We start from the raw sequence: 19,746 nt of genomic DNA, 5'->3' as shown, positions 1-19,746 counted from the left end.
TTCAGCACGCCCCTCAGCCGAAGAAGTTCCGTACGTGCTCCAGTCCGTCGACCAGAGCGTCGATCTCGGCCGGCGTGGAGTACAGGTAGAACGACGCTCGCGTGGTCGCGGGAATTCCGTAGCGCAGGCAGACCGGACGCGCGCAGTGGTGGCCGACGCGGACGGCGATGCCCTGCTCGTCGAGCACCTGGCCCACGTCGTGGGGGTGGATGTCACCGAGTGTGAAGGAGATCGCGGCGCCGCGGTCCTCGGCCGTCGTGGGGCCGATGATCCGCAGGCCGGGGACCTCCGCCAGCCGGCGGACGGCGTACTCCGTCAGCGCGTGCTCGTGGGCGAGGATCTTGTCCATGCCGATCGAGTTCAGGTAGTCGATCGCCGCGCCGAGACCGACCGCCTGGGCGATCGGCGGGGTGCCCGCCTCGAACTTGTGGGGCGCCGGGGCGTACGTCGACGAGTGCATCGACACCGTCTCGATCATCTCGCCGCCGCCGAGGAACGGGGGCAGGTCCTCCAGCAGCTCCTGGCGGCCCCACAGGACGCCGATGCCGGTCGGGCCGCACATCTTGTGGCCGGTGAAGGCTACGAAGTCGGCCTGCAGGGCCTGCACGTCCAGCGGCATGTGCGGCGCGGCCTGGGAGGCGTCGATGCAAACCAGCGCGCCGACCTCCTGGGCGCGGCGCACTATCGCCTCGACCGGGTTGACCGTGCCCAGGATGTTGGAGACCAGCACGAAGGAGACGATCTTCGTCTTCTCGGTGATGACCTCGTTGATGTTGGACAGGTCGAGGCGGCCGTCGTCGTCGAGGCCGAACCACTTCAGCTTCGCGCCGGTGCGCTGCGCCAGCAGCTGCCACGGCACGATGTTGGAGTGGTGCTCCATCTCCGTGATGACGATCTCGGTCTCGTGGTCGACGCGGTAGGGCTCGTCGGCCCAGCCGAGCATGTTGGCCACGAGGTTGAGCGACTCGGAGGCGTTCTTGGTGAAGATCACCTCGTCGCGGCTCGGAGCGTTGATGAAGGCGGCGACCTTGTCGCGCGCCCCCTCGTACAGCGCCGTGGCCTCCTCGGCGAGCACATGCACACCGCGGTGGACGTTGGCGTTGTAGCGCTCGTAGTACTCGCTCAGGGCGTCCAGCACCTGGCGCGGCTTCTGCGAGGTCGCCGCGTTGTCCAGGTAGACGAGCTTCCGGTCGTCGTGGACCAGACGGTCCAGGATGGGGAAGTCCTTGCGGATCGCCTCGGTGTCGAGGAGGCCCGGCAGCTGTGTCACGCGACGTCCTCCTGTGAGTTCGCTCCGCTCACGGAGCCGCCCTTCGTGTAGGCCTCGTAGCCCTCGTTCTCCAGCTTGTCGGCGAGTTCGGCGCCGCCGGACTCCACGATCCGGCCCGCGGAGAAGACGTGGACGTAGTCGGGCTTGATGTAGCGCAGGATGCGGGTGTAGTGGGTGATCAGCAGGGTGCCGACCTCGCCGGTCTCGCGGACGCGGTTGACGCCCTCCGACACGATCCGCAGGGCGTCGACGTCGAGGCCGGAGTCGGTCTCGTCGAGGATCGCGACCTTCGGCTTGAGCAGTTCGAGCTGGAGGATCTCGTGGCGCTTCTTCTCACCGCCGGAGAAGCCCTCGTTGACGTTGCGCTCGGCGAAGGCCGGGTCCATGTGCAGGCGCTCCATGGCTCCCTTGACCTCCTTCACCCAGGTGCGCAGCTTGGGGGCCTCGCCGCGGATGGCGGTGGCGGAGGTGCGCAGGAAGTTGGAGACCGAGACGCCGGGCACCTCGACCGGGTACTGCATCGCGAGGAACAGGCCGGCGCGGGCGCGCTCGTCGACGGACATCTCCAGGACGTCCTCGCCGTCGAGGGTGACGGTGCCGCCGGTGATCGTGTACTTCGGGTGACCCGCGAGCGAGTAGGCGAGAGTCGACTTGCCGGAGCCGTTGGGGCCCATGATGGCGTGCGTCTCGCCCTGCTTCACGGTGAGGTCGACGCCCTTGAGGATCTCCTTCGTGGCGTTGTCGGCCTCGACGGTGACGTGCAGGTCTCGGATTTCAAGCGTTGCCATGGGTGCCTCAGGACTCCTGGGTGAGGGAGACGAGCACGTCGTCCCCTTCGATCTTTACGGGGTATACGGGGACGGGGCGCGTCGCGGGGAGGCCGGACGGCTTGCCGGTGCGCAGGTCGAAGGCGGAGCCGTGCAGCCAGCACTCGATCTGGCAGTCCTCCACCTCGCCCTCGGAGAGCGAGACGTTCGCGTGCGAGCAGATGTCGTGGATCGCGAACACCTCCCCCTCGGTCTGCACCACCGAGACCGGCGTGCCGTCGAGTTCCACCCGCTTCGGGGTGTCCTCCTCCAGCTCGCTCAGCCCACAGGCGCGTACGAACGTCATCAGACCGACGCCTCCAGCTCCTCGTCGATCCGTACGAGGAGGCGCTCCTGGATGTCCGCGACGCCGATCTGCTGGACCAGCTCGGCGAAGAACCCGCGGACCACCAGGCGGCGGGCCTCGTCGGCCGGGATGCCGCGGGCCATCAGGTAGAACAGCTGCTCGTCGTCGAAGCGGCCGGTGGCGGAGGCGTGGCCGGCGCCGACGATCTCGCCGGTCTCGATCTCCAGGTTGGGCACCGAGTCGACCCGGGCGCCGTCCGTGAGGACCAGGTTGCGGTTCATCTCGTAGGTGTCGGTGCCCTCGGCCTTGGCCTCGATGAGCACGTCACCGATCCACACGGCGTGCGCGCCCTCGCCCTGGAGCGCGCCCTTGTAGGCCACGTTCGACGTGCAGTGCGGGGTGTTGTGGTCGACGAGGAGGCGGTGCTCCTGGTGCTGGCCGGAGTCGGTGAAGTACAGCCCGAACAGCTCGGCCTCGCCGCCGGTGCCGGCGTAGGCGACGCGCGGGTGCAGCCGGACCAGGTCGCCGCCGAAGGTGACCACGAAGGACTTGAAGGTGGCGTCCCGGCCGATCAGCGCGTTGTGCTGGCCGACGTGGACGGCCTTGTCGTCCCAGTCCTGCACGGAGACGACGGTCAGCTTGGCGCCGTCGCCCAGGATGTAGTCGACGTTGGCGGCGAGGACCGCGTCACCGGTGTGGTCGATGACGACGACGGCCTCGGCGAAGGCTCCCAGCTCCACGACCTGGTGGCCGTAGGCGACCCCGCCCTGGCCGCGCACGGCGATCCGGATCGGCTCGGTGAGCACCGTCTCCTTGGGGACGGTGACCACGCCGGCCTTCTCGAACGCCGAGTACGCCTGGGCGGCGACGCGGTCCACGGGGGTGCCGGCCCGGCCGATGCGGGCGTCGTCGCGGCCGACGGTCTCCACGGTGACGCCCGCGGGGGCCTGCACGTCCACCTGCACGCCGTCGCCGGTGGCGACCGCGGTGCCGTCGTGCAGCCCGCGCAGCCGCTCCAGCGGGGTGAAGCGCCACTCCTCCTCGCGGCCGTGGGGGACGGGGAAGTCCGCCACGTCGAAGGACGGGGGTGCGCTCATGCGCGTGGCGACGGTCGACTCGGCGGCCACCGCGATCTGGCCGGCGGTCGTGCTGCCCACCGGGTTGTTCTGAGCCTCAGCCATGGCTGTCGGTCTGCTCTCTTCCTACGTCAACGATTGGGCGACTGCGGGGGGCGGCGGGTCTCAGCCGACCGCGCCTTCCATCTGCAGCTCGATCAGCCGGTTGAGTTCCAGGGCGTACTCCATGGGCAGCTCCTTGGCGATCGGCTCGACGAAGCCGCGCACGATCATCGCCATGGCCTCGAACTCGCTCAGTCCGCGGCTCATCAGGTAGAAGAGCTGGTCCTCGGAGACCTTGGAGACGGTCGCCTCGTGGCCCATGGACACGTCGTCCTCGCGGACGTCCACGTAGGGGTACGTGTCGGAGCGGGAGATCGTGTCGACGAGCAGCGCGTCGCACAGCACGTTCGACTTCGAGCCGTGCGCGCCCTCGCCGATCTCGACCAGACCGCGGTAGGAGGTACGGCCGCCGCCGCGCGCCACCGACTTGGAGACGATGTTGGAGGACGTGTTCGGCGCCATGTGGACCATCTTGGAGCCGGCGTCCTGGTGCTGGCCCTCGCCGGCGAAGGCGATGGAGAGGGTCTCGCCCTTGGCGTGCTCGCCCATCAGGTAGACGGCCGGGTACTTCATCGTCACCTTGGAGCCGATGTTGCCGTCGATCCACTCCATGGTCGCGCCCTCGTAGGCCACGGCGCGCTTGGTGACCAGGTTGTAGACGTTGTTCGACCAGTTCTGGATGGTCGTGTAACGGCAGCGGGCGTTCTTCTTGACGATGATCTCGACCACGGCGCTGTGCAGCGAGTCCGACTTGTAGATCGGCGCCGTGCAGCCCTCGACGTAGTGCACGTAGGCACCCTCGTCGACGATGATCAGGGTCCGCTCGAACTGGCCCATGTTCTCCGTGTTGATACGGAAGTAGGCCTGGAGCGGGATCTCGACGTGCACGCCCTTCGGCACGTAGATGAAGGAGCCGCCCGACCACACGGCGGTGTTCAGCGAGGCGAACTTGTTGTCACCGACCGGGATGACGGTCCCGAAGTACTCCCTGAAGAGCTCCGGGTGCTCCTTCAGCGCGGTGTCGGTGTCCAGGAAGATGACGCCCTGCTCCTCCAGGTCCTCGCGGATCTGGTGGTAGACGACCTCGGACTCGTACTGGGCCGCGACACCGGCGACGAGGCGCTGCTTCTCCGCCTCGGGGATGCCGAGCTTGTCGTACGTGTTCTTGATGTCCTCGGGCAGGTCCTCCCAGGACTCCGCCTGCTTCTCCGTGGAGCGCACGAAGTACTTGATGTTGTCGAAGTCGATGCCGGAGAGGTCGGAGCCCCAGTTCGGCATGGGCTTCTTCTCGAACAGGCGCAGGCCCTTGAGGCGGAGCTTGGTCATCCACTCCGGCTCGCTCTTCTTCGAGGAGATGTCACGGACGACCTCCTCGCTCAGACCGCGCTTCGCCGACGCACCGGCCTCGTCGCGGTCGGCCCAGCCGTATTCGTACTTGCCCAGGCCCTCGAGTTCGGGGTGGGCAGTCTCCGTGGGGAGCGTCATGCGGGGTTCCTCCCGGCCGTGCTTGCAGGTGCGTCAGGGGACTTCTTGGGAATGAACGTCGTGCAGACCCCGTCGCCGTGGGCGATGGTCGCCAGTCGCTGGACGTGCGTTCCGAGCAGCTCGGCGAAGATCTCCGTCTCCGCCTCGCACAGCTGGGGGAACTGTTCCGCGACGTGGGCCACCGGGCAGTGGTGCTGGCAGAGCTGCTCGCCGACCGGTGCCGTACGGGCCGTAGCAGCGTACCCGTCCGCGCTCAGGGCCCTGGCCAGCGCCTCGGTGCGCCGCTCGGGGCCGGCGCTCTCGATCGCCTCGCGGTAGGCACCGGCCTGTGCGGCGATCCGGGCGCGGGCGAAGGCGGCGATGGCGTCCTGGCCGCCCTCGCGCTCGGCGATCCAGCGCAGGGCGTCCGCGGCGAGCTTGTCGTAGGACTGGTCGAAGGCGTCGCGGCCACAGTCGGTGAGCGCGAAGACCTTGGCGGGGCGGCCCCGGGTGCGCGTGCCGTACACGCGCTGCTCGCGGGCCTCGACCACGTCGTCCGCGACCAGCGCGTCCAGGTGGCGCCGCACGGCGGCCTGGGTGAGCCCCAGGCGTCCGGCCAGCTCGGCGACGGTCGACGGCCCGTGGTCCAGGATGGATCGCGCGACGCGGTTGCGCGTGGAGCGCTCACCGGTCGCGAGGTCCTCCTGAGGGGCCCCCGAGAGGGTCTCCCGAGCCTCGCCGACGTTTTTCACAACGCCATTGTTGCGTAATTCGTGAGCGCCTGACAACCCGCGTCCGGATCACCGGCCGGTGCCCTGCGTCACTTAGGCACACCTAACGCGACCTGCGGGAACGATCTTCGACGGACTGGGCGGGCGGCAATCCGGTGGCGCCGCGCCGCCCGCCGCGCGACACTTCTCGACCATGCCCACACCCCCTCCGAGCGGCCCTCTCGTCACCCGCGACAGCATCGCCGCGCAGCTGCGGGCCCTCGGCGTCGAGTCCGGTGAGACCCTCCTCGTGCACTCCTCGCTGAGTTCGCTCGGCTGGGTCAACGGAGGGCCCGTCGCCGTCGTCCAGGGACTCCTCGACGCCCTGGGCGCGTACGGCACCCTCGTGGTCCCCACCCAGTCGGGTGACCTGTCCGACCCGGCCCTGTGGCAGAACCCGCCGGTGCCGCGGGAGTGGTGGGACCGCATCCGCGCCACGATGCCCGGCTTCGACCCCCGCACCACCCCGAGCCGCGGGGTCGGGATCGTCCCGGAGACCGTGCGGACGTGGCCGGGCGCCTTGCGCAGCGCCCACCCGCAGACCTCCTTCGCCGCCGTCGGCCCGCGCGCGGCGGAGATCACCGACGGCCACGCCCCGGACTGCCGGCTCGGCGAGCGCAGCCCGCTGGCACGGCTGGAGAAGCGCGGCGCGCGCGTCCTGCTGCTCGGCTCGGGCTACGCCACCTGCACCGCCTTCCACCTCGCCGAGTACCGCATCCCGGCTCCGCTCGTCGAGGTGGGCCGGCCCGCGCCCGGCGGAGGCTGGGAGACGGTGCGGGAGGTGTCGATCAGCTCCGAGCGGTTCGACGAGCTGGGCCACGACTTCGAGCGCGACCGGCCGGTGCGGCGCGCGAAGGTCGGCGCGGCCGACGCCCGGCTCTTCCCGCTGCCGGACGCGGTGGCCTACGCCGAACGCTGGCTCGCGCTGCACCGGCCGCGCGAGGACGCGTTCGGCGCGCCGCCCGGGTGAGGCCGCGGCGCGCACCCGCCCGTCCGGTACGGGCGGCGCGTCCCTAGACTCTGGACCCATGCGAAGTGAGCCCGCCCCGCCGTCTCCCGGCCCCCGCCCCGACCGCGCGGGCCGCGCGCCCGACCCGGTCATCGAGGTACGGGGCCTGGTGCAGCGCTACGGCGCGAAGACCGCGGTGGACGGCCTGGACCTGGTGGCCCGGGCCGGGGTGACCGCCGTGCTCGGACCCAACGGGGCGGGCAAGACGACCACCGTCGAGACCTGCGAGGGCTACCGCAGACCCGGCGCCGGCACCGTCCGCGTCCTCGGGCTCGACCCGGTGCGCCAGTCCGCGGAGCTGCGGCCCCGGGTCGGGGTCATGCTCCAGTCCGGCGGCGTCTACCCGGGTGCGCGGGCGGCGGAGATGCTGCGGCACACGGCCCGGCTGCACGCCGACCCGCTGGACGTGGACGCGCTGATCGAGCGGCTGGGGCTCCAGGGGTGCGGCCGCACCTCCTACCGCCGGCTGTCCGGCGGCCAGCAGCAGCGGCTGGCGCTCGCCATGGCCGTGGTGGGCCGCCCGGAGCTGGTGTTCCTGGACGAGCCGACCGCGGGCCTCGACCCGCAGGCCCGGCGGGCCACCTGGGACCTGGTGCGCGACCTGCGCGCCGACGGCGTCTCGGTGATCCTCACCACGCACCACATGGACGAGGCCGAGCAGCTCGCCGACGACGTGGCGATCATCGACGCGGGCAAGGTCATCGCGCAGGGCTCCCCGGAGGAGCTGTGCCGCGGCGGCGCCGAGAACACCCTGCGCTTCTCCGGCCGTCCCGGGCTCGACGTCGCCTCCCTGCTGAAGGCGCTGCCGGCCGACTGCACGGCCGAGGAGCTGACCCCGGGTTCCTACCGGGTGGGCGGCAAGGTCGACCCGCAGCTGCTCGCGACGGTGACCTCGTGGTGCGCGCAGCACGGGGTGATGCCGGACCGGATCTCGGTGGAGCGGCACACCCTCGAGGACGTCTTCCTGGAACTGACCGGCAAGGAGCTGCGCCCGTGACCGCCACCGGCACCTACACCCCCAGGCCGGGCGCGGCCCCCCTGCCCCGCATGATCGCGGCCCAGGCGGCGCTGGAGACGCGGATGCTGCTGCGCAACGGGGAGCAGCTGCTGCTGACGGTCGTGATCCCCACCCTGCTGCTGGTCCTGTTCAGCACGGTCGACGTCGTCGACACCGGGGCGGGCGCGGCCGTGGACTTCCTGACGCCCGGCATCCTGGCGCTGGCCGTGCTGTCGACGGCGTTCACCGGGCAGGCGATCGGCACCGGCTTCGAGCGCCGCTACGGCGTCCTGAAGCGGCTCGCCGCCTCCCCGCTGCCGCGCTGGGCGCTGATGACCGCCAAGACGGCGTCCGTGCTGGTCACCGAGATCCTCCAGGTGGTCCTGCTGACGGTGATCGCCCTCGCGCTGGGCTGGTCCCCGCACGGCAGCCCGTTCGCCGTGCTGCTGCTGCTGGTGCTGGGCACCGCGGCCTTCTCCGGGCTGGGGCTGCTGATGGCGGGCACCCTGAAGGCCGAGGCGACGCTGGCCGCCGCCAACCTGGTCTTCCTGCTGCTGCTGGTCGGCGGCGGGGTGATCGTGCCGCTGGAGAAGTTCGGCTCCGGCGCCCAGCACGTGCTCGCCCTGCTGCCGATCGCCGCCCTGTCGGACGGCCTGCGGGACGTGCTCCAGCACGGGGCCGGGGTGCCGTGGGGCGATGTGGGCGTCCTCGCCGGGTGGGCCGTCGTCGCGCTGGCGGCCGCGGCGCGCTTCTTCCGCTGGGAGTGACCCCGTGGCCGGGCGCCGGTGACCCGCCGGGCGGCACCCTCGTGAACGAGTGCACAAGCGGGCGGCCTACCATGGTGCACGTGCCAAAGCAGACCCCCACCGACGCCGCAGCGGCCCCGTCCGGCCCGCTGGCCCTCATCGCCGCGCGCTGGACGCCCGGTCCCCGCACGGTCCGCCGGGCGGCCCTCGCCGCCCTCGTGATGTCCGTGGTCATCGTGGTCACCGGCGGCGCCGTACGGCTGACCGGCTCCGGTCTCGGCTGCCCGACCTGGCCGACCTGCACCGACGACTCGCTGACCACCACGCGGGCGATGGGCGTCCACGGTGTCATCGAGTTCGGCAACCGGATGCTGACCTACGTGCTGTGCGCGGCCGTCGGCTGGGCGATCGTGGCCGCGCGGGCCGAGAAGCCGTGGCGGCGCTCCCTGACCCGGCTGGGCTGGGCCCAGTTCTGGGTGGTCATGGGCAACGCGGTGCTCGGCGGCGTCGTGGTCCTGGTCGGCCTCAACCCGTACACGGTGGCCGCGCACTTCCTGCTCTCCTGCTCGCTCATCGCCGTGGCCACGGTGATGTGGCAGCGCACCCGCGAGGGCGACGGGGCCCCGCGGCCGCTGGTCGGCGCCGCGGTGCGGCAGCTGGTGTGGGTGCTGGTGACGGCGTCCGCCCTGCTGATCGCGGTCGGCACGGTGGTGACCGGCGCCGGGCCGCACGCGGGTGACTCCAGCGAGGTGACCCGCATTCCCCTCGACTGGGAGACCGTCGCCAAGCTGCACGCGGTGCTCGCCTGGATCGTGGTGACGCTGGCCTTCGCGCTGTGGTTCGTGCTCAAGGCCGTGGACGCCCCGCAGGGGCCGCTGCACCGCACCCGCGAGCTGTTCCTGATCCTCCTCGGCCAGGGCGTCATCGGTTACGTGCAGTACTTCACGCACCTGCCCGAGGCGCTGGTGGCGGCCCACATGCTCGGCTCCTGCGTGATGTGGATCTGGGTGCTGCGGGTGCTGCTGTCGCTGCGCGAGCGGCCCGGGACGGCGACGGAACCGGCCGCCGCCGAGGGCTCCGCGGCCGAGGTCTCGGTCGCCGCGCCCGCGTAGCGTGCCCGCCCCCGGCCGGGATTCTCACTCCTCCAGCCCGTAGACCCGCCGGGCGTTCTCCGCCGCGAGGAGCCGCGCCACCCGCTGCGCGTCCCCCAGGGACCAGGCGTCCTCGGCGACCCAGGTGCCCAGCACCCGGCCGAGCGCCTCACGGAACAGCCGGGCGCCGACGACGTGCAGTTCGGGCAGGCCGTGGGCGCCGCTGGAGAAGAGGATCTTGCCGAAGGGGGCGATCTCCAGGGTTTCGGCGAGGACCGTGGCGGCCCGGGCGCCGGTGCGCACCAGCGCGGCACCGGAGTCGGCGTACACGTGCGGGAAGACGCCGGCCAGGTGGGCGGCGTGGCGGTGGTGCGGGTAGCCGTGCAGCAGGACCAGGTCGGTGCCGAGGCCCGCGGTGGCCCGCGCGAACGCGGTCAGCGCCGCGGGGTCCGCCCGCTCGGGGCGCGTCCCGGGCTCCCCCGGCCCCGCGTGCAGCTGGAGCGGCAGCCCCGAGGCGACCGCCGTCCACAGCAGGTGGCGCAGCAGCACCGGGTCGCTCAGCTCGCCGCCGACCCGCCGCCGGCCCAGCCAGCGGCCCGCGGCGCCGCGCACCTCGCCCGGTCCGGGCGGTTCCGGGGCGAGGGCCAGGCCGTGCCGCAGCCCCGCGACCGAGGTGAAGGCGACGGCGTGCGCGGCGGCCCCGTGCACCGACTCGGCGAGGTTGGCGAGGAACGACTCCACGGTCCCGGAGGTGTCGGCGACCTGCTCGGCGAGCAGTTCCAGCCGGACGACCTCGCGGGCCTCGGCGCCGCCCGCGGTGGCCATCTCGGCGGGCCCGGTGAGGTCGCCGGGCAGGCCGGTGTCGACGAGGTAGGTGGTGATGCCGCTGCCCCGCAGCAGCCGGCGTCCGGCCTCGAACACGCCCAGCTCCCGGCGCCGGGCCAGATACCGGGCGGGCGGGCAGTGCGGCTCCAGGCCGAGCAGGGGCGGGCACCAGCGGCGTACGGCGAAGCCGGTCTGGGTGTCGAAGAGGGTGGTGCCCGCGGCGGGCGGTCCCTCGGTCCGGGCGAGCTGGGCCTCGAAGGTGCCGAGGCCCAGTTCGGTCCGCAGTACGCCGTGGCAGTACTGGTCCACGAGGGACGGCGTGTCGATCATCGGGCTCCCCGTGGGACGCGGTCTTGCCCGTCCTAACGGGTGAACGGGGCCCGAGGTCGCGGCCCCGCCCGGTCAGGCACTCCTGTCGGCCGAGCCGCCGACCTGGATTCCGGCCATCCGCTTCCACTCGTACGGCCCCGTCCGCACCTTCGCCGCGAAGTCGCCGTCGAAGGATTCGTGGACCGTGATGCCGGCCTTGCGCACCGCCTGCTCGGCGATGGCGACGCTGGGCGCCACCAGGTCGCCCCAGCCGCCGTCCTCGCCCACCAGGACGATGCGGGCGCCGCGCTGCCCAAGGTACGCGATCTGTCCCTCGGCCCCGCCGTGCGCCTGGGAGAAGGAGCCGATCCGCCGGGCGAGCCGGCTCACCGTGCGCTCGGCCTTGGTGTCAACCTGCTGCGTGTCTGCCATGGCCAGGATGCTACCGACGGGTAGATCGAACGGCGACGGGAGGGGTGCGTGGCCTTGGCCACGCACCCCTCCCGTCGGCGGATCAAAGGTGCGGAGGGTGAGGGGGGTGAGGGGGGTGAGGGGGACTACCGCAGGAAGGGGTCCACCGCGACGGCGACGAAGAGGATCGACACATAGGTGATCGACCAGTGGAACAGCCGCATCTCCTTGAGCTTCCCGCCGGTGACCTCGGCCTTCGCCCGGTTCTGCAGCCCGTGGGCCTCCCAGAGCCAGAACCCGCCGGCCGCGAGGGCCACCGCCGTGTAGAACCAGCCGGTGTAGCCGAGCGGCGTCAGCAGCAGCGAGACGGCGACCATCACCCAGCTGTAGATCACGATCTGCCGGGCCACCACCTTGTTGGAGGCGACCACCGGGAGCATCGGCACGCCCACGCGCGCGTAGTCCTCGCGCACCTTCATCGACAGCGGCCAGTAGTGCGGCGGCGTCCAGAAGAACATGACCAGGAAGAGGATGACCGGCGCCCAGGACATGGAGTTCGTGACCGAGGACCAGCCGATCAGCACCGGCAGGCAGCCCGCGATGCCGCCCCAGACGATGTTCTGCGAGGTGCGCCGCTTGAGGATCATCGTGTAGACGACGACGTAGAAGAGGAGCGCCCCGAGCGACAGCCACGCGGACAGCCAGTTGACGGTGAGCCCGAACAGCAGCGTCGAGACGACGGCGAGGGTGATGCCGAAGGCGAGGCATTCGCGCGGGCTGACCATGCCGGTGACCAGCGGGCGCTGGGAGGTGCGGTCCATCAGGGCGTCGATGTCCCGGTCGATGTACATGTTCAGCGCGTTGGCGCCGCCGGCCGAGAGGTAGCCGCCGACACAGGTGAGCAGGACCAGCCACAGGTCCGGCACGCCCTGCTGCGCCAGGAACATCACCGGGACGGTGGTGATGAGCAGCAGCTCGATGATCCGCGGCTTGGTCAGCGCCACGAACGCCTTGACACGGGCCCCGAACGGCCGGTGAACCGGGCCCCGGCTCGCACCGAGCACCCCCGCTGGACGGGATTCGACGGCCGTCACGCACACCCCTGACAGAGACATCCCAGCGAGCCTTCCCGTATGAGACAGCGGTGAAGGCTCGCGCGTACCACGCCACTTTAGACGTTGCCCAGACCCCGCCTCCTCGCGGGGGTGGGTCGTGTTGTCGGGGTCTCGTCCGAGCCCTTCCACGGCTCGGTTGAGCAGTCAGATGAGCGGCTCCGTATTCATGTGCCGAATGGGCTGTAGGCCAGTCGGGAGGCGGATCGCACGCGGGCCCGGCAGTCTGGAATGGCTCGCAAAAACGCACGTCCTTACGGGGGTAGGCTCGACAACGGCCGGTGGGCACCCAGTGCACCGGCAGCCGGTGGGGCGCGCGCCTTTCGACCGGCGACCGACATGTGGAGAGGAGCCCTGACTCAGGGTGAGCACCAAGCCGACCACCACAGACCTTGAGTGGACCGAGCTGGACCAGCGGGCTGTGGACACCGCCCGGGTCCTGGCCGCCGACGCCGTACAGAAGGTCGGCAACGGCCATCCCGGTACGGCGATGAGCCTGGCGCCGGCCGCGTACACCCTCTTCCAGAAGGTGATGCGGCACGACCCGGCCGACCCCGAGTGGGTCGGCCGTGACCGCTTCGTCCTGTCCGCCGGCCATTCGTCCCTGACCCTCTACACGCAGCTCTACCTGGCCGGTTTCGGCCTGGAGCTGGACGACCTGAAGTCCTTCCGCACCTGGGGCTCCAAGACCCCGGGCCACCCGGAGTACGGGCACACCAGGGGCGTCGAGACCACGACCGGCCCGCTCGGCCAGGGTGTCGCCAACGCCGTCGGCATGGCCATGGCGGCCCGCTACGAGCGCGGTCTGTTCGACCCCGAGGCGCCGCAGGGCGAGTCGCCCTTCGACCACTTCGTCTACTGCATCGCCGGTGACGGCTGCCTCCAGGAGGGCATCTCCGCCGAGGCGTCCTCGCTGGCCGGGCACCAGAAGCTCGGCAACCTGGTCCTGCTGTGGGACGACAACCACATCTCGATCGAGGGCGACACCGCGACCGCCGTCTCCGAGGAGACCGTCAAGCGCTACGAGGCCTACGGCTGGCACGTGCAGCGCGTCGCCCCCAAGCCCGACGGCGACCTCGACCCGCACGCCCTCTACGACGCCATCGAGGCGGCCAAGGCGGTCACCGACCGGCCGTCGTTCATCGCGATGCGCTCGATCATCGCCTGGCCGGCTCCGAACGCGCAGAACACCGAGGCCGCCCACGGCTCCGCGCTGGGCGAGGACGAGGTCGCGGCCACCAAGCGCGTCCTCGGCTTCGACCCGAAGAAGACCTTCGAGGTCGCCGACGAGGTGCTCGCCCACACCCGCCAGGCCCTGGACCGCGGCCGCGACGCCAAGGCGGAGTGGGAGAAGTCCTTCCAGCAGTGGCGCGGCGACAACGCCGAGCGCGCCGCCGACTTCGACCGGATCAGCAAGGGCGAGCTGCCCACCGGCTGGGAGGAGAAGCTCCCGGTCTTCGAGCCCGGCAAGGCCGTCGCCACCCGCGCCGCGTCCGGCAAGGTGCTCCAGGCGCTCGGCGCGGTCGTCCCCGAGCTGTGGGGCGGCTCGGCCGACCTGGCCGGCTCGAACAACACCACGATCGACAAGAACAGCTCGTTCCTTCCGGTCGGCAACCCGCTGCCCGAGGCCGACCCGTACGGCCGGACGATCCACTTCGGCATCCGCGAGCACTCCATGGCCGCGGAGATGAACGGCATCGCCCTGCACGGCAACACCCGGATCTACGGCGGCACGTTCCTCGTCTTCTCCGACTACATGCGCAACGCCGTGCGGCTGTCGGCGCTGATGCACCTGCCGGTGACGTACGTGTGGACGCACGACTCCATCGGCCTGGGCGAGGACGGCCCCACCCACCAGCCGGTCGAGCACCTGGCCTCGCTGCGCGCCATCCCCGGGCTGAACGTCGTGCGCCCGGCCGACGCCAACGAGACCGCGATCGCCTGGCGCGAGATCCTGCGCCGCTGGACCAAGGAGTTCGGCAAGGGCGCCCCGCACGGCCTCGCGCTGACCCGCCAGGGCGTGCCGGCGTACGAGCCGAACGACGACGCCGCGCGCGGCGGGTACGTCCTGTTCGAGGCGGAGGGCCCCGACGGGCAGCAGGCCGACGCCCAGGTCGTCCTGATCGCCACCGGTTCCGAGGTGCACGTGGCCGTCGAGGCGCGTGAGCGGCTCCAGGCCGAGGGCGTGCCGGCCCGGGTGGTCTCGATGCCGTGCGTGGAGTGGTTCGAGCAGCAGGACCAGGGGTACCGGGACAGCGTCCTGCCCCCGTCCCTGAAGGCTCGCGTCGCGGTGGAGGCCGGTATCGGTCTCACCTGGCACAAGTACGTCGGAGACGCCGGCCGCATCGTCTCCCTGGAGCACTTCGGTGCTTCCGCCGACGGCAAGGTGCTCTTCAAGGAGTTCGGCTTCACCGCCGAGAACGTGGCCGACAAGGCCCGGGAATCCATCGCCGCCGCCCAGCGCTGACGCCCGTACACGACACGTAGGAGATGTAATTCCATGACAGACGCACTGAAGCGCCTCTCCGAGGAGGGCGTCGCGATCTGGCTGGACGACCTGTCGCGCAAGCGGATCACGTCCGGCAACCTCGCCGAGCTGATCGACCAGCAGCACGTCGTGGGCGTCACCACCAATCCGACGATCTTCCAGAAGGCGATCTCCCAGGGCGACGGCTACGACCAGCAGCTGTCGGACCTGGCGGCCCGCGAGGTGACCGTCGAAGAGGCCATCCGCATGATCACCACGGCGGACGTCCGGGACGCCGCCGACATCCTGCGCCCGGTGTTCGACGCCACCGGTGGCCAGGACGGCCGGGTCTCCATCGAGGTGGACCCGCGCCTGGCGCACAACGAGAAGGCCACCGTCGCCGAGGCCAGGCAGCTCGCCTGGCTGGTCGACCGCCCGAACGCGCTCATCAAGATCCCGGCCACCATGGCGGGCGTCCCCGCGATCCGCGACACCATCGGCAACGGCATCAGCGTCAACGTCACGCTGATCTTCTCGCTGGAGCGCTACCGGGCCGTCATGGACGCCTACCTCTCCGGCCTGGAGAGGGCCAAGGAGCGCGGCCTGGACCTGTCCGAGATCCACTCCGTGGCGTCCTTCTTCGTGTCCCGCGTGGACTCCGAGATCGACAAGCGGCTCGACGCGCTCGGCACCGACGAGGCCAAGGCGCTGCGCGGCAAGGCCGCCCTCGCCAACGCGCGCCTCGCCTACCAGGCGTACGAGGAGATCTTCTCCTCCGACCGCTGGGCGGCGCTGGAGCGGGCGGGCGCGAACAAGCAGCGTCCGCTGTGGGCGTCGACCGGGGTGAAGGACCCGGCGTACCAGGACACCATGTACGTCACCGAGCTGGTCGCGCCGAACACGGTGAACACCATGCCGGAGGCCACGCTGGAGGCCGTCGAGGACCACGGCGAGATCACCGGGGACACCGTCTCCGGCACCTACGAGCAGGCCCGCGCCGACCTCGACGCGCTGGAGAAGCTCGGGATCGCCTACGACGACGTCGTCCGGGTCCTGGAGGAGGAGGGCGTCGAGAAGTTCGAGGCGTCCTGGGACGACCTGCTCAAGTCGACCGAGGCGGAGCTGAAGCGCCTCGCCCCTTCGGAGGGCTGAAGAGTTGCCGCCCCTTTCCGGTTCCGGAGCGAACCCGCTTCGTGACCCCGCCGACCGACGGCTCCCGCGCATCGCGGGGCCGTCGGGCCTGGTGATCTTCGGCGTCACGGGCGACCTGTCCCGCAAGAAGCTGATGCCCGCGGTGTACGACCTCGCCAACCGTGGTCTGCTGCCGCCGGGCTTCGCGCTGGTCGGCTTCGCCCGGCGCGAGTGGGAGCACGAGGACTTCGCGGCCGAGGTGCACGACGCCGTCAAGGCGCATGCCCGTACGCCGTTCCGCGAGGAGGTCTGGCAGCAGCTCATCCAGGGGATGCGCTTCGTCCAGGGCACCTTCGACGACGACGCCGCCTTCGAGCGGCTGCGCGGCACCATCGAGGAGCTGGACAAGGCACAGGGCACGGGCGGCAACTTCGCCTTCTACCTGTCGGTGCCGCCGAAGTCCTTCCCCGTGGTGATCCAGCAGCTGAAGAAGCACGGCCTCGCCGACCAGCAGGGCGGTTCCTGGCGGCGCGCGGTCATCGAGAAGCCGTTCGGCCACGACCTGCGCTCGGCCGAGGAGCTGAACGCGATCGTGCACGAGGTGTTCGAGCCGGACCAGGTGTTCCGGATCGACCACTACCTCGGCAAGGAGACCGTCCAGAACATCCTGGCGCTCCGCTTCGCCAACACCATGTTCGAGCCGGTCTGGAACCGCTCCTTCGTGGACCACGTGCAGATCACCATGGCGGAGGACATCGGCATCGGCGGCCGCGCCGGGTACTACGACGGCATCGGCGCCGCCCGTGACGTCATCCAGAACCACCTGCTCCAGCTGATGGCCCTGACCGCGATGGAGGAGCCCGCCTCCTTCGACGCGGACGCGCTGGCCGCGGAGAAGACCAAGGTGCTCGGCGCGGTCCGGCTGCCGAAGGACCTGGGCCGCAGCACCGTCCGCGGGCAGTACGCGGCGGGCTGGCAGGGCGGCGCCAAGGTCATCGGCTACCTGGAGGAGGACGGTATCGACCCCCAGTCGAAGACCGACACCTTCGCCGCGATCAAGCTGGAGATCGACAACCGCCGCTGGGCGGGTGTGCCGTTCTACCTGCGCACCGGCAAGCGTCTTGGCCGCCGGGTCACCGAGATCGCGGTGGTCTTCCAGCGGGCGCCGCACTCCCCCTTCGACCACACGGCGACGGAGGAGCTGGGCTCGAACGCGGTCGTCATCCGCGTCCAGCCCGACGAGGGCATCACGGTCCGCTTCGGCTCCAAGGTGCCGGGCACCTCGATGGAGATCCGGGACGTGTCCATGGACTTCGCCTACGGCGAGTCGTTCACGGAGTCCAGCCCGGAGGCCTACGAGCGGCTCATCCTCGACGTGCTGCTGGGCGACGCCAACCTCTTCCCGCGCACGGAGGAGGTCGAGCTGTCCTGGGAGATCCTCGACCCGATCGAGCAGTACTGGGACCGGCACGGCAAGCCCGCGCAGTACCGCTCGGGCACCTGGGGGCCCGCCGAGGCCGACGAGATGCTCGCACGAGACGGACGGAGCTGGCGGCGGCCATGAAGATAGACCTGACCGACACCACGGCCAGCAAGATCAACAAGGCGTTGGTGCAAGGCCGCCGCGCCATCGGCACACCGGCCGTCGGCATGGTGCTCACCCTGGTCATCGTCACCGACGAGGAGAACGCCTACGACGCCCTGAAGGCCGCCAACGACGCCTCGCGCGAGCACCCCTCGCGCACGCTCGTGGTCATCAAGCGCGTCTCCCGCTCCCCGCGCGCCCGCACGTCCTCCCGGCTCGACGCCGAGGTGCGGGTGGGCGCGGACGCGGGCACCGGCGAGACGGTGGTGCTGCGGCTGTACGGCGAGGTCTCCGACCACGCCGACTCGGTGGTGCTGCCGCTGCTGCTGCCGGACGCCCCGGTGGTCGTGTGGTGGCCGGTGACCGCCCCGCTGGACCCGGCCAACGATCCGCTGGGCGCGCTCGCCCAGCGCCGGGTCACCGACACCTACGCGGCCGAGCACCCGGTGCGGGAGCTGTCCGCCCGCGCCGCCGCCTACACCCCCGGCGACACCGACCTGGCCTGGACCCGGATCACGCCCTGGCGCTCGATGCTGGCGGCGGCCCTGGACCAGGTCCCGTGCGACGTCGAGGCGGTCGAGGTGGAGGGCGAGGAGTTCAACCCCAGCTGCGAGCTGCTCGCGATGTGGCTCGCGGACCGGCTGGACGTGCCCGTCAAGCGCTCCCCCTCCGCGGGCCCGGGCCTGACGGCGGTGCGCATGGACACCTCGTGCGGCCCGGTCGTGCTGGACCGTGCCGACGGCTCGCTGGCCACCCTGTCCATCAAGGGCCAGCCGGCCCGTGCGGTGGCGCTCAAGCGCCGCGACACGGCCGAGCTGATCGCGGAGGAGCTGCGCCGGCTCGACCCGGACGACACCTACGCCTCGGCGCTGCGCTACGGCGTGGAGCGGCTGGCCGTCCCGTCCCAGGACTCCGCCGCGCCGGAGCCGGACGCGTCGGAGCCGGTCGCGGTGCCGGAGCCGGAGGAGGCCGCCGCGAAGGCGCCCGCGAAGAAGGCGGCCGCCAGGAAGGCCACGCCGGCGACGAGGAAGGCGACGGCGAAGTGAGCACCCCGCAGCTGGTCGTGCACCGCGACAAGGAGCTGATGGCGCAGGCCGCCGCGGCCCGCCTGATCACGAAGATCGTGGACGCGCAGGCCTCCCGGGGCTCGGCGTCCGTGGTCCTCACCGGCGGCCGCAACGGCAACGGCCTGCTCGCCGCGCTGGCCGCCGCACCGGCCCGGGACGCCGTGGACTGGGCGCGCCTGGACCTGTGGTGGGGCGACGAGCGCTTCCTGCCCGAGGGCGACCCCGAGCGCAATGTCACCCAGGCCCGCGAGGCCCTGCTGGACGCCGTACCGCTGGCCCCGGAGCGCGTGCACGCCATGCCCGCCTCCGACGGCCCGTACGGCACCGACGTGGACGCCGCCGCGGAGGCGTACGCGGCGGAGCTGGCGAAGGCGGCCGGGCCGGAGAACCACGGCTCGGTGCCCACCTTCGACGTCCTGATGCTGGGCGTCGGACCGGACACCCACGTGGCGTCGCTCTTCCCGGAGCTGCCCGCCGTCCGGGAGACCGAGCGCACGGTCGTCGGCGTGCACGGCGCGCCCAAGCCGCCGCCGACCCGGGTCACCCTCACGCTGCCGGCGATCCGCTCGGCGCGCGAGGTCTGGCTGCTGGCGGCCGGCGAGGACAAGGCGAACGCCGCGGCCATCGCCCTGTCGGGCGCGGGCGAGATCCAGGCCCCGGCCGCGGGCGCGTACGGCAGGCAGCGCACCCTGTGGCTGCTGGACTCCGCGGCCGCGTCCCAGCTGCCGCGGTCCCTGTATCCGCCGGCCTCGGCGTAACGGGCGCCGCCCGCACGGCAGTCGACGCCGGGCTCCTCCCCTACGGGAGGGGCCCGGCGTCGGCGTGTGTGCGTCGGCGTGCGTCCGTCGGTGTGTGCCTAGCCGAGCCGCGCCCATGGTTCATGTGTTCCTCATGTCTCGTCAGGTTCGGCGCGACCTCAGAGCATGGGCACAGCACGGCGCACAGGTGTTCGCGCCGGGGTCCGGGCGGGCCGCGGCTACCGTCGCCCGCGCAGCTCCCGGTACGTGGTGACCAGGGCCTTCGTCGACGCGTCCAGGCCGGGCACGTCCGCGCCCTCGGTGAGGGCGGGTTCGATGCGCTTGGCGAGGACCTTGCCCAGTTCCACTCCCCACTGGTCGAAGGAGTCGATGTTCCACACCGCGCCCTGCACGAACACCTTGTGCTCGTAGAGGGCGACGAGCTGGCCGAGGACCGACGGGGT

The 19,746-nt window shown here is 71.6% G+C and carries 18 protein-coding genes and 1 pseudogene; 9 read left to right on the top strand and 10 right to left on the bottom strand.

Annotated features, from left to right (window positions below; genetic code table 11):
• Nucleotides 1–13: 13 nt before the first annotated feature.
• From ACZ6CZ_RS27635 to ACZ6CZ_RS27610, 6 genes are read right to left on the bottom strand one after another with little or no spacing between them, the layout of a single operon-like run.
• Nucleotides 14–1,270: a cysteine desulfurase gene (locus tag ACZ6CZ_RS27635; RefSeq protein ID WP_469026349.1), complete on the bottom strand. Its 1,257-nt coding sequence runs from the start codon at nt 1,268–1,270 to the stop codon at nt 14–16.
• Nucleotides 1,267–2,058 (bottom strand): Fe-S cluster assembly ATPase SufC, encoded by a 792-nt coding sequence (gene sufC / locus ACZ6CZ_RS27630; RefSeq protein ID WP_469026346.1) that lies wholly within the window; start codon nt 2,056–2,058, stop codon nt 1,267–1,269. Before sufC ends, ACZ6CZ_RS27635 begins: the two co-directional genes overlap by 4 nt.
• A gap of 7 nt (nt 2,059–2,065) precedes the next feature.
• Nucleotides 2,066–2,383, bottom strand: coding sequence for a non-heme iron oxygenase ferredoxin subunit (locus ACZ6CZ_RS27625; protein ID WP_152167939.1), 318 nt, complete (start codon nt 2,381–2,383; stop codon nt 2,066–2,068).
• Nucleotides 2,383–3,564 (bottom strand): Fe-S cluster assembly protein SufD, encoded by a 1,182-nt coding sequence (gene sufD / locus ACZ6CZ_RS27620; protein WP_469026343.1) that lies wholly within the window; start codon nt 3,562–3,564, stop codon nt 2,383–2,385. Before sufD ends, ACZ6CZ_RS27625 begins: the two co-directional genes overlap by 1 nt.
• 60 nt (nt 3,565–3,624) lie before the next feature.
• The gene (gene sufB / locus ACZ6CZ_RS27615; protein WP_469026341.1) at nt 3,625–5,046 is read right to left on the bottom strand and encodes a Fe-S cluster assembly protein SufB; all 1,422 of its coding nucleotides are present in this window, start codon (nt 5,044–5,046) and stop codon (nt 3,625–3,627) included.
• The gene (locus ACZ6CZ_RS27610; protein ID WP_469026339.1) at nt 5,043–5,777 is read right to left on the bottom strand and encodes a helix-turn-helix transcriptional regulator; all 735 of its coding nucleotides are present in this window, start codon (nt 5,775–5,777) and stop codon (nt 5,043–5,045) included. Before ACZ6CZ_RS27610 ends, sufB begins: the two co-directional genes overlap by 4 nt.
• Before the next feature lie 172 nt (nt 5,778–5,949).
• On the opposite strand from ACZ6CZ_RS27610, the gene ACZ6CZ_RS27605 reads away from it, so the two are divergent.
• The 4 genes from ACZ6CZ_RS27605 to ACZ6CZ_RS27590 all read left to right on the top strand — a co-directional run bounded on the left by ACZ6CZ_RS27605 (nt 5,950) and on the right by ACZ6CZ_RS27590 (nt 9,659).
• Entirely contained in the window at nt 5,950–6,765 is an 816-nt protein-coding gene (locus ACZ6CZ_RS27605; RefSeq protein WP_469026336.1) for an AAC(3) family N-acetyltransferase, read from the top strand.
• Between the two features lie 58 nt (nt 6,766–6,823).
• On the top strand, nt 6,824–7,801 hold the full coding sequence (locus ACZ6CZ_RS27600) for an ABC transporter ATP-binding protein (RefSeq protein WP_469026334.1): 978 nt from the start codon (nt 6,824–6,826) through the stop codon (nt 7,799–7,801).
• A gap of 50 nt (nt 7,802–7,851) precedes the next feature.
• Entirely contained in the window at nt 7,852–8,568 is a 717-nt protein-coding gene (locus ACZ6CZ_RS27595) for an ABC transporter permease (protein WP_469026622.1), read from the top strand.
• Between the two features lie 71 nt (nt 8,569–8,639).
• On the top strand, nt 8,640–9,659 hold the full coding sequence (locus tag ACZ6CZ_RS27590) for a COX15/CtaA family protein (protein WP_469026332.1): 1,020 nt from the start codon (nt 8,640–8,642) through the stop codon (nt 9,657–9,659).
• A 24-nt stretch (nt 9,660–9,683) separates the two neighbouring features.
• Here the strand turns inward: ACZ6CZ_RS27590 and ACZ6CZ_RS27585 are convergent, their stop codons facing one another.
• From ACZ6CZ_RS27585 to ACZ6CZ_RS27575, 3 genes are all read right to left on the bottom strand, one after another.
• A complete protein-coding gene (locus ACZ6CZ_RS27585) occupies nt 9,684–10,793 on the bottom strand; it encodes an amidohydrolase family protein (RefSeq protein WP_469026329.1) in 1,110 nt (369 codons plus the stop codon).
• Between the two features lie 72 nt (nt 10,794–10,865).
• Nucleotides 10,866–11,204, bottom strand: a complete 339-nt coding sequence (locus ACZ6CZ_RS27580; protein WP_469026328.1) for a hypothetical protein — start codon at nt 11,202–11,204, stop codon at nt 10,866–10,868.
• 125 nt (nt 11,205–11,329) lie between these two features.
• Entirely contained in the window at nt 11,330–12,283 is a 954-nt protein-coding gene (locus ACZ6CZ_RS27575; RefSeq protein ID WP_469026619.1) for a heme o synthase, read from the bottom strand.
• A 376-nt stretch (nt 12,284–12,659) separates the two neighbouring features.
• On the opposite strand from ACZ6CZ_RS27575, the gene tkt reads away from it, so the two are divergent.
• Genes tkt through pgl form a run of 5 tightly spaced genes read left to right on the top strand, consistent with a single transcriptional unit; the run spans nt 12,660 to nt 19,303 of the window.
• Nucleotides 12,660–14,762, top strand: a complete 2,103-nt coding sequence (tkt, locus tag ACZ6CZ_RS27570; protein ID WP_469026326.1) for a transketolase — start codon at nt 12,660–12,662, stop codon at nt 14,760–14,762.
• A gap of 33 nt (nt 14,763–14,795) precedes the next feature.
• Nucleotides 14,796–15,914 carry a transaldolase gene (gene tal / locus ACZ6CZ_RS27565; protein ID WP_469026323.1) on the top strand — a complete coding sequence of 373 codons (1,119 nt, stop codon included), beginning with the start codon at nt 14,796–14,798 and terminating at the stop codon, nt 15,912–15,914.
• 4 nt (nt 15,915–15,918) lie between these two features.
• Nucleotides 15,919–17,457 (top strand): glucose-6-phosphate dehydrogenase, encoded by a 1,539-nt coding sequence (gene zwf, locus ACZ6CZ_RS27560; RefSeq protein WP_469026321.1) that lies wholly within the window; start codon nt 15,919–15,921, stop codon nt 17,455–17,457.
• Nucleotides 17,454–18,524: a glucose-6-phosphate dehydrogenase assembly protein OpcA gene (opcA, locus tag ACZ6CZ_RS27555; RefSeq protein ID WP_469026319.1), complete on the top strand. Its 1,071-nt coding sequence runs from the start codon at nt 17,454–17,456 to the stop codon at nt 18,522–18,524. The genes zwf and opcA overlap by 4 nt, the downstream gene beginning before the upstream one ends.
• Complete coding sequence (gene pgl / locus ACZ6CZ_RS27550; RefSeq protein ID WP_469026316.1) at nt 18,521–19,303, top strand: 6-phosphogluconolactonase; 783 nt, start codon at nt 18,521–18,523, stop codon at nt 19,301–19,303. The genes opcA and pgl overlap by 4 nt, the downstream gene beginning before the upstream one ends.
• A gap of 218 nt (nt 19,304–19,521) precedes the next feature.
• On the opposite strand, the pseudogene ACZ6CZ_RS27545 reads toward pgl, so the two are convergent.
• Nucleotides 19,522–19,746: pseudogene (locus ACZ6CZ_RS27545) on the bottom strand (glucose-6-phosphate isomerase); the annotation flags it as partial.

This window comes from Streptomyces sp. NPDC041135 (assembly GCF_055592085.1).
This window is presented reverse-complemented; position numbering and strand designations above follow the sequence as displayed.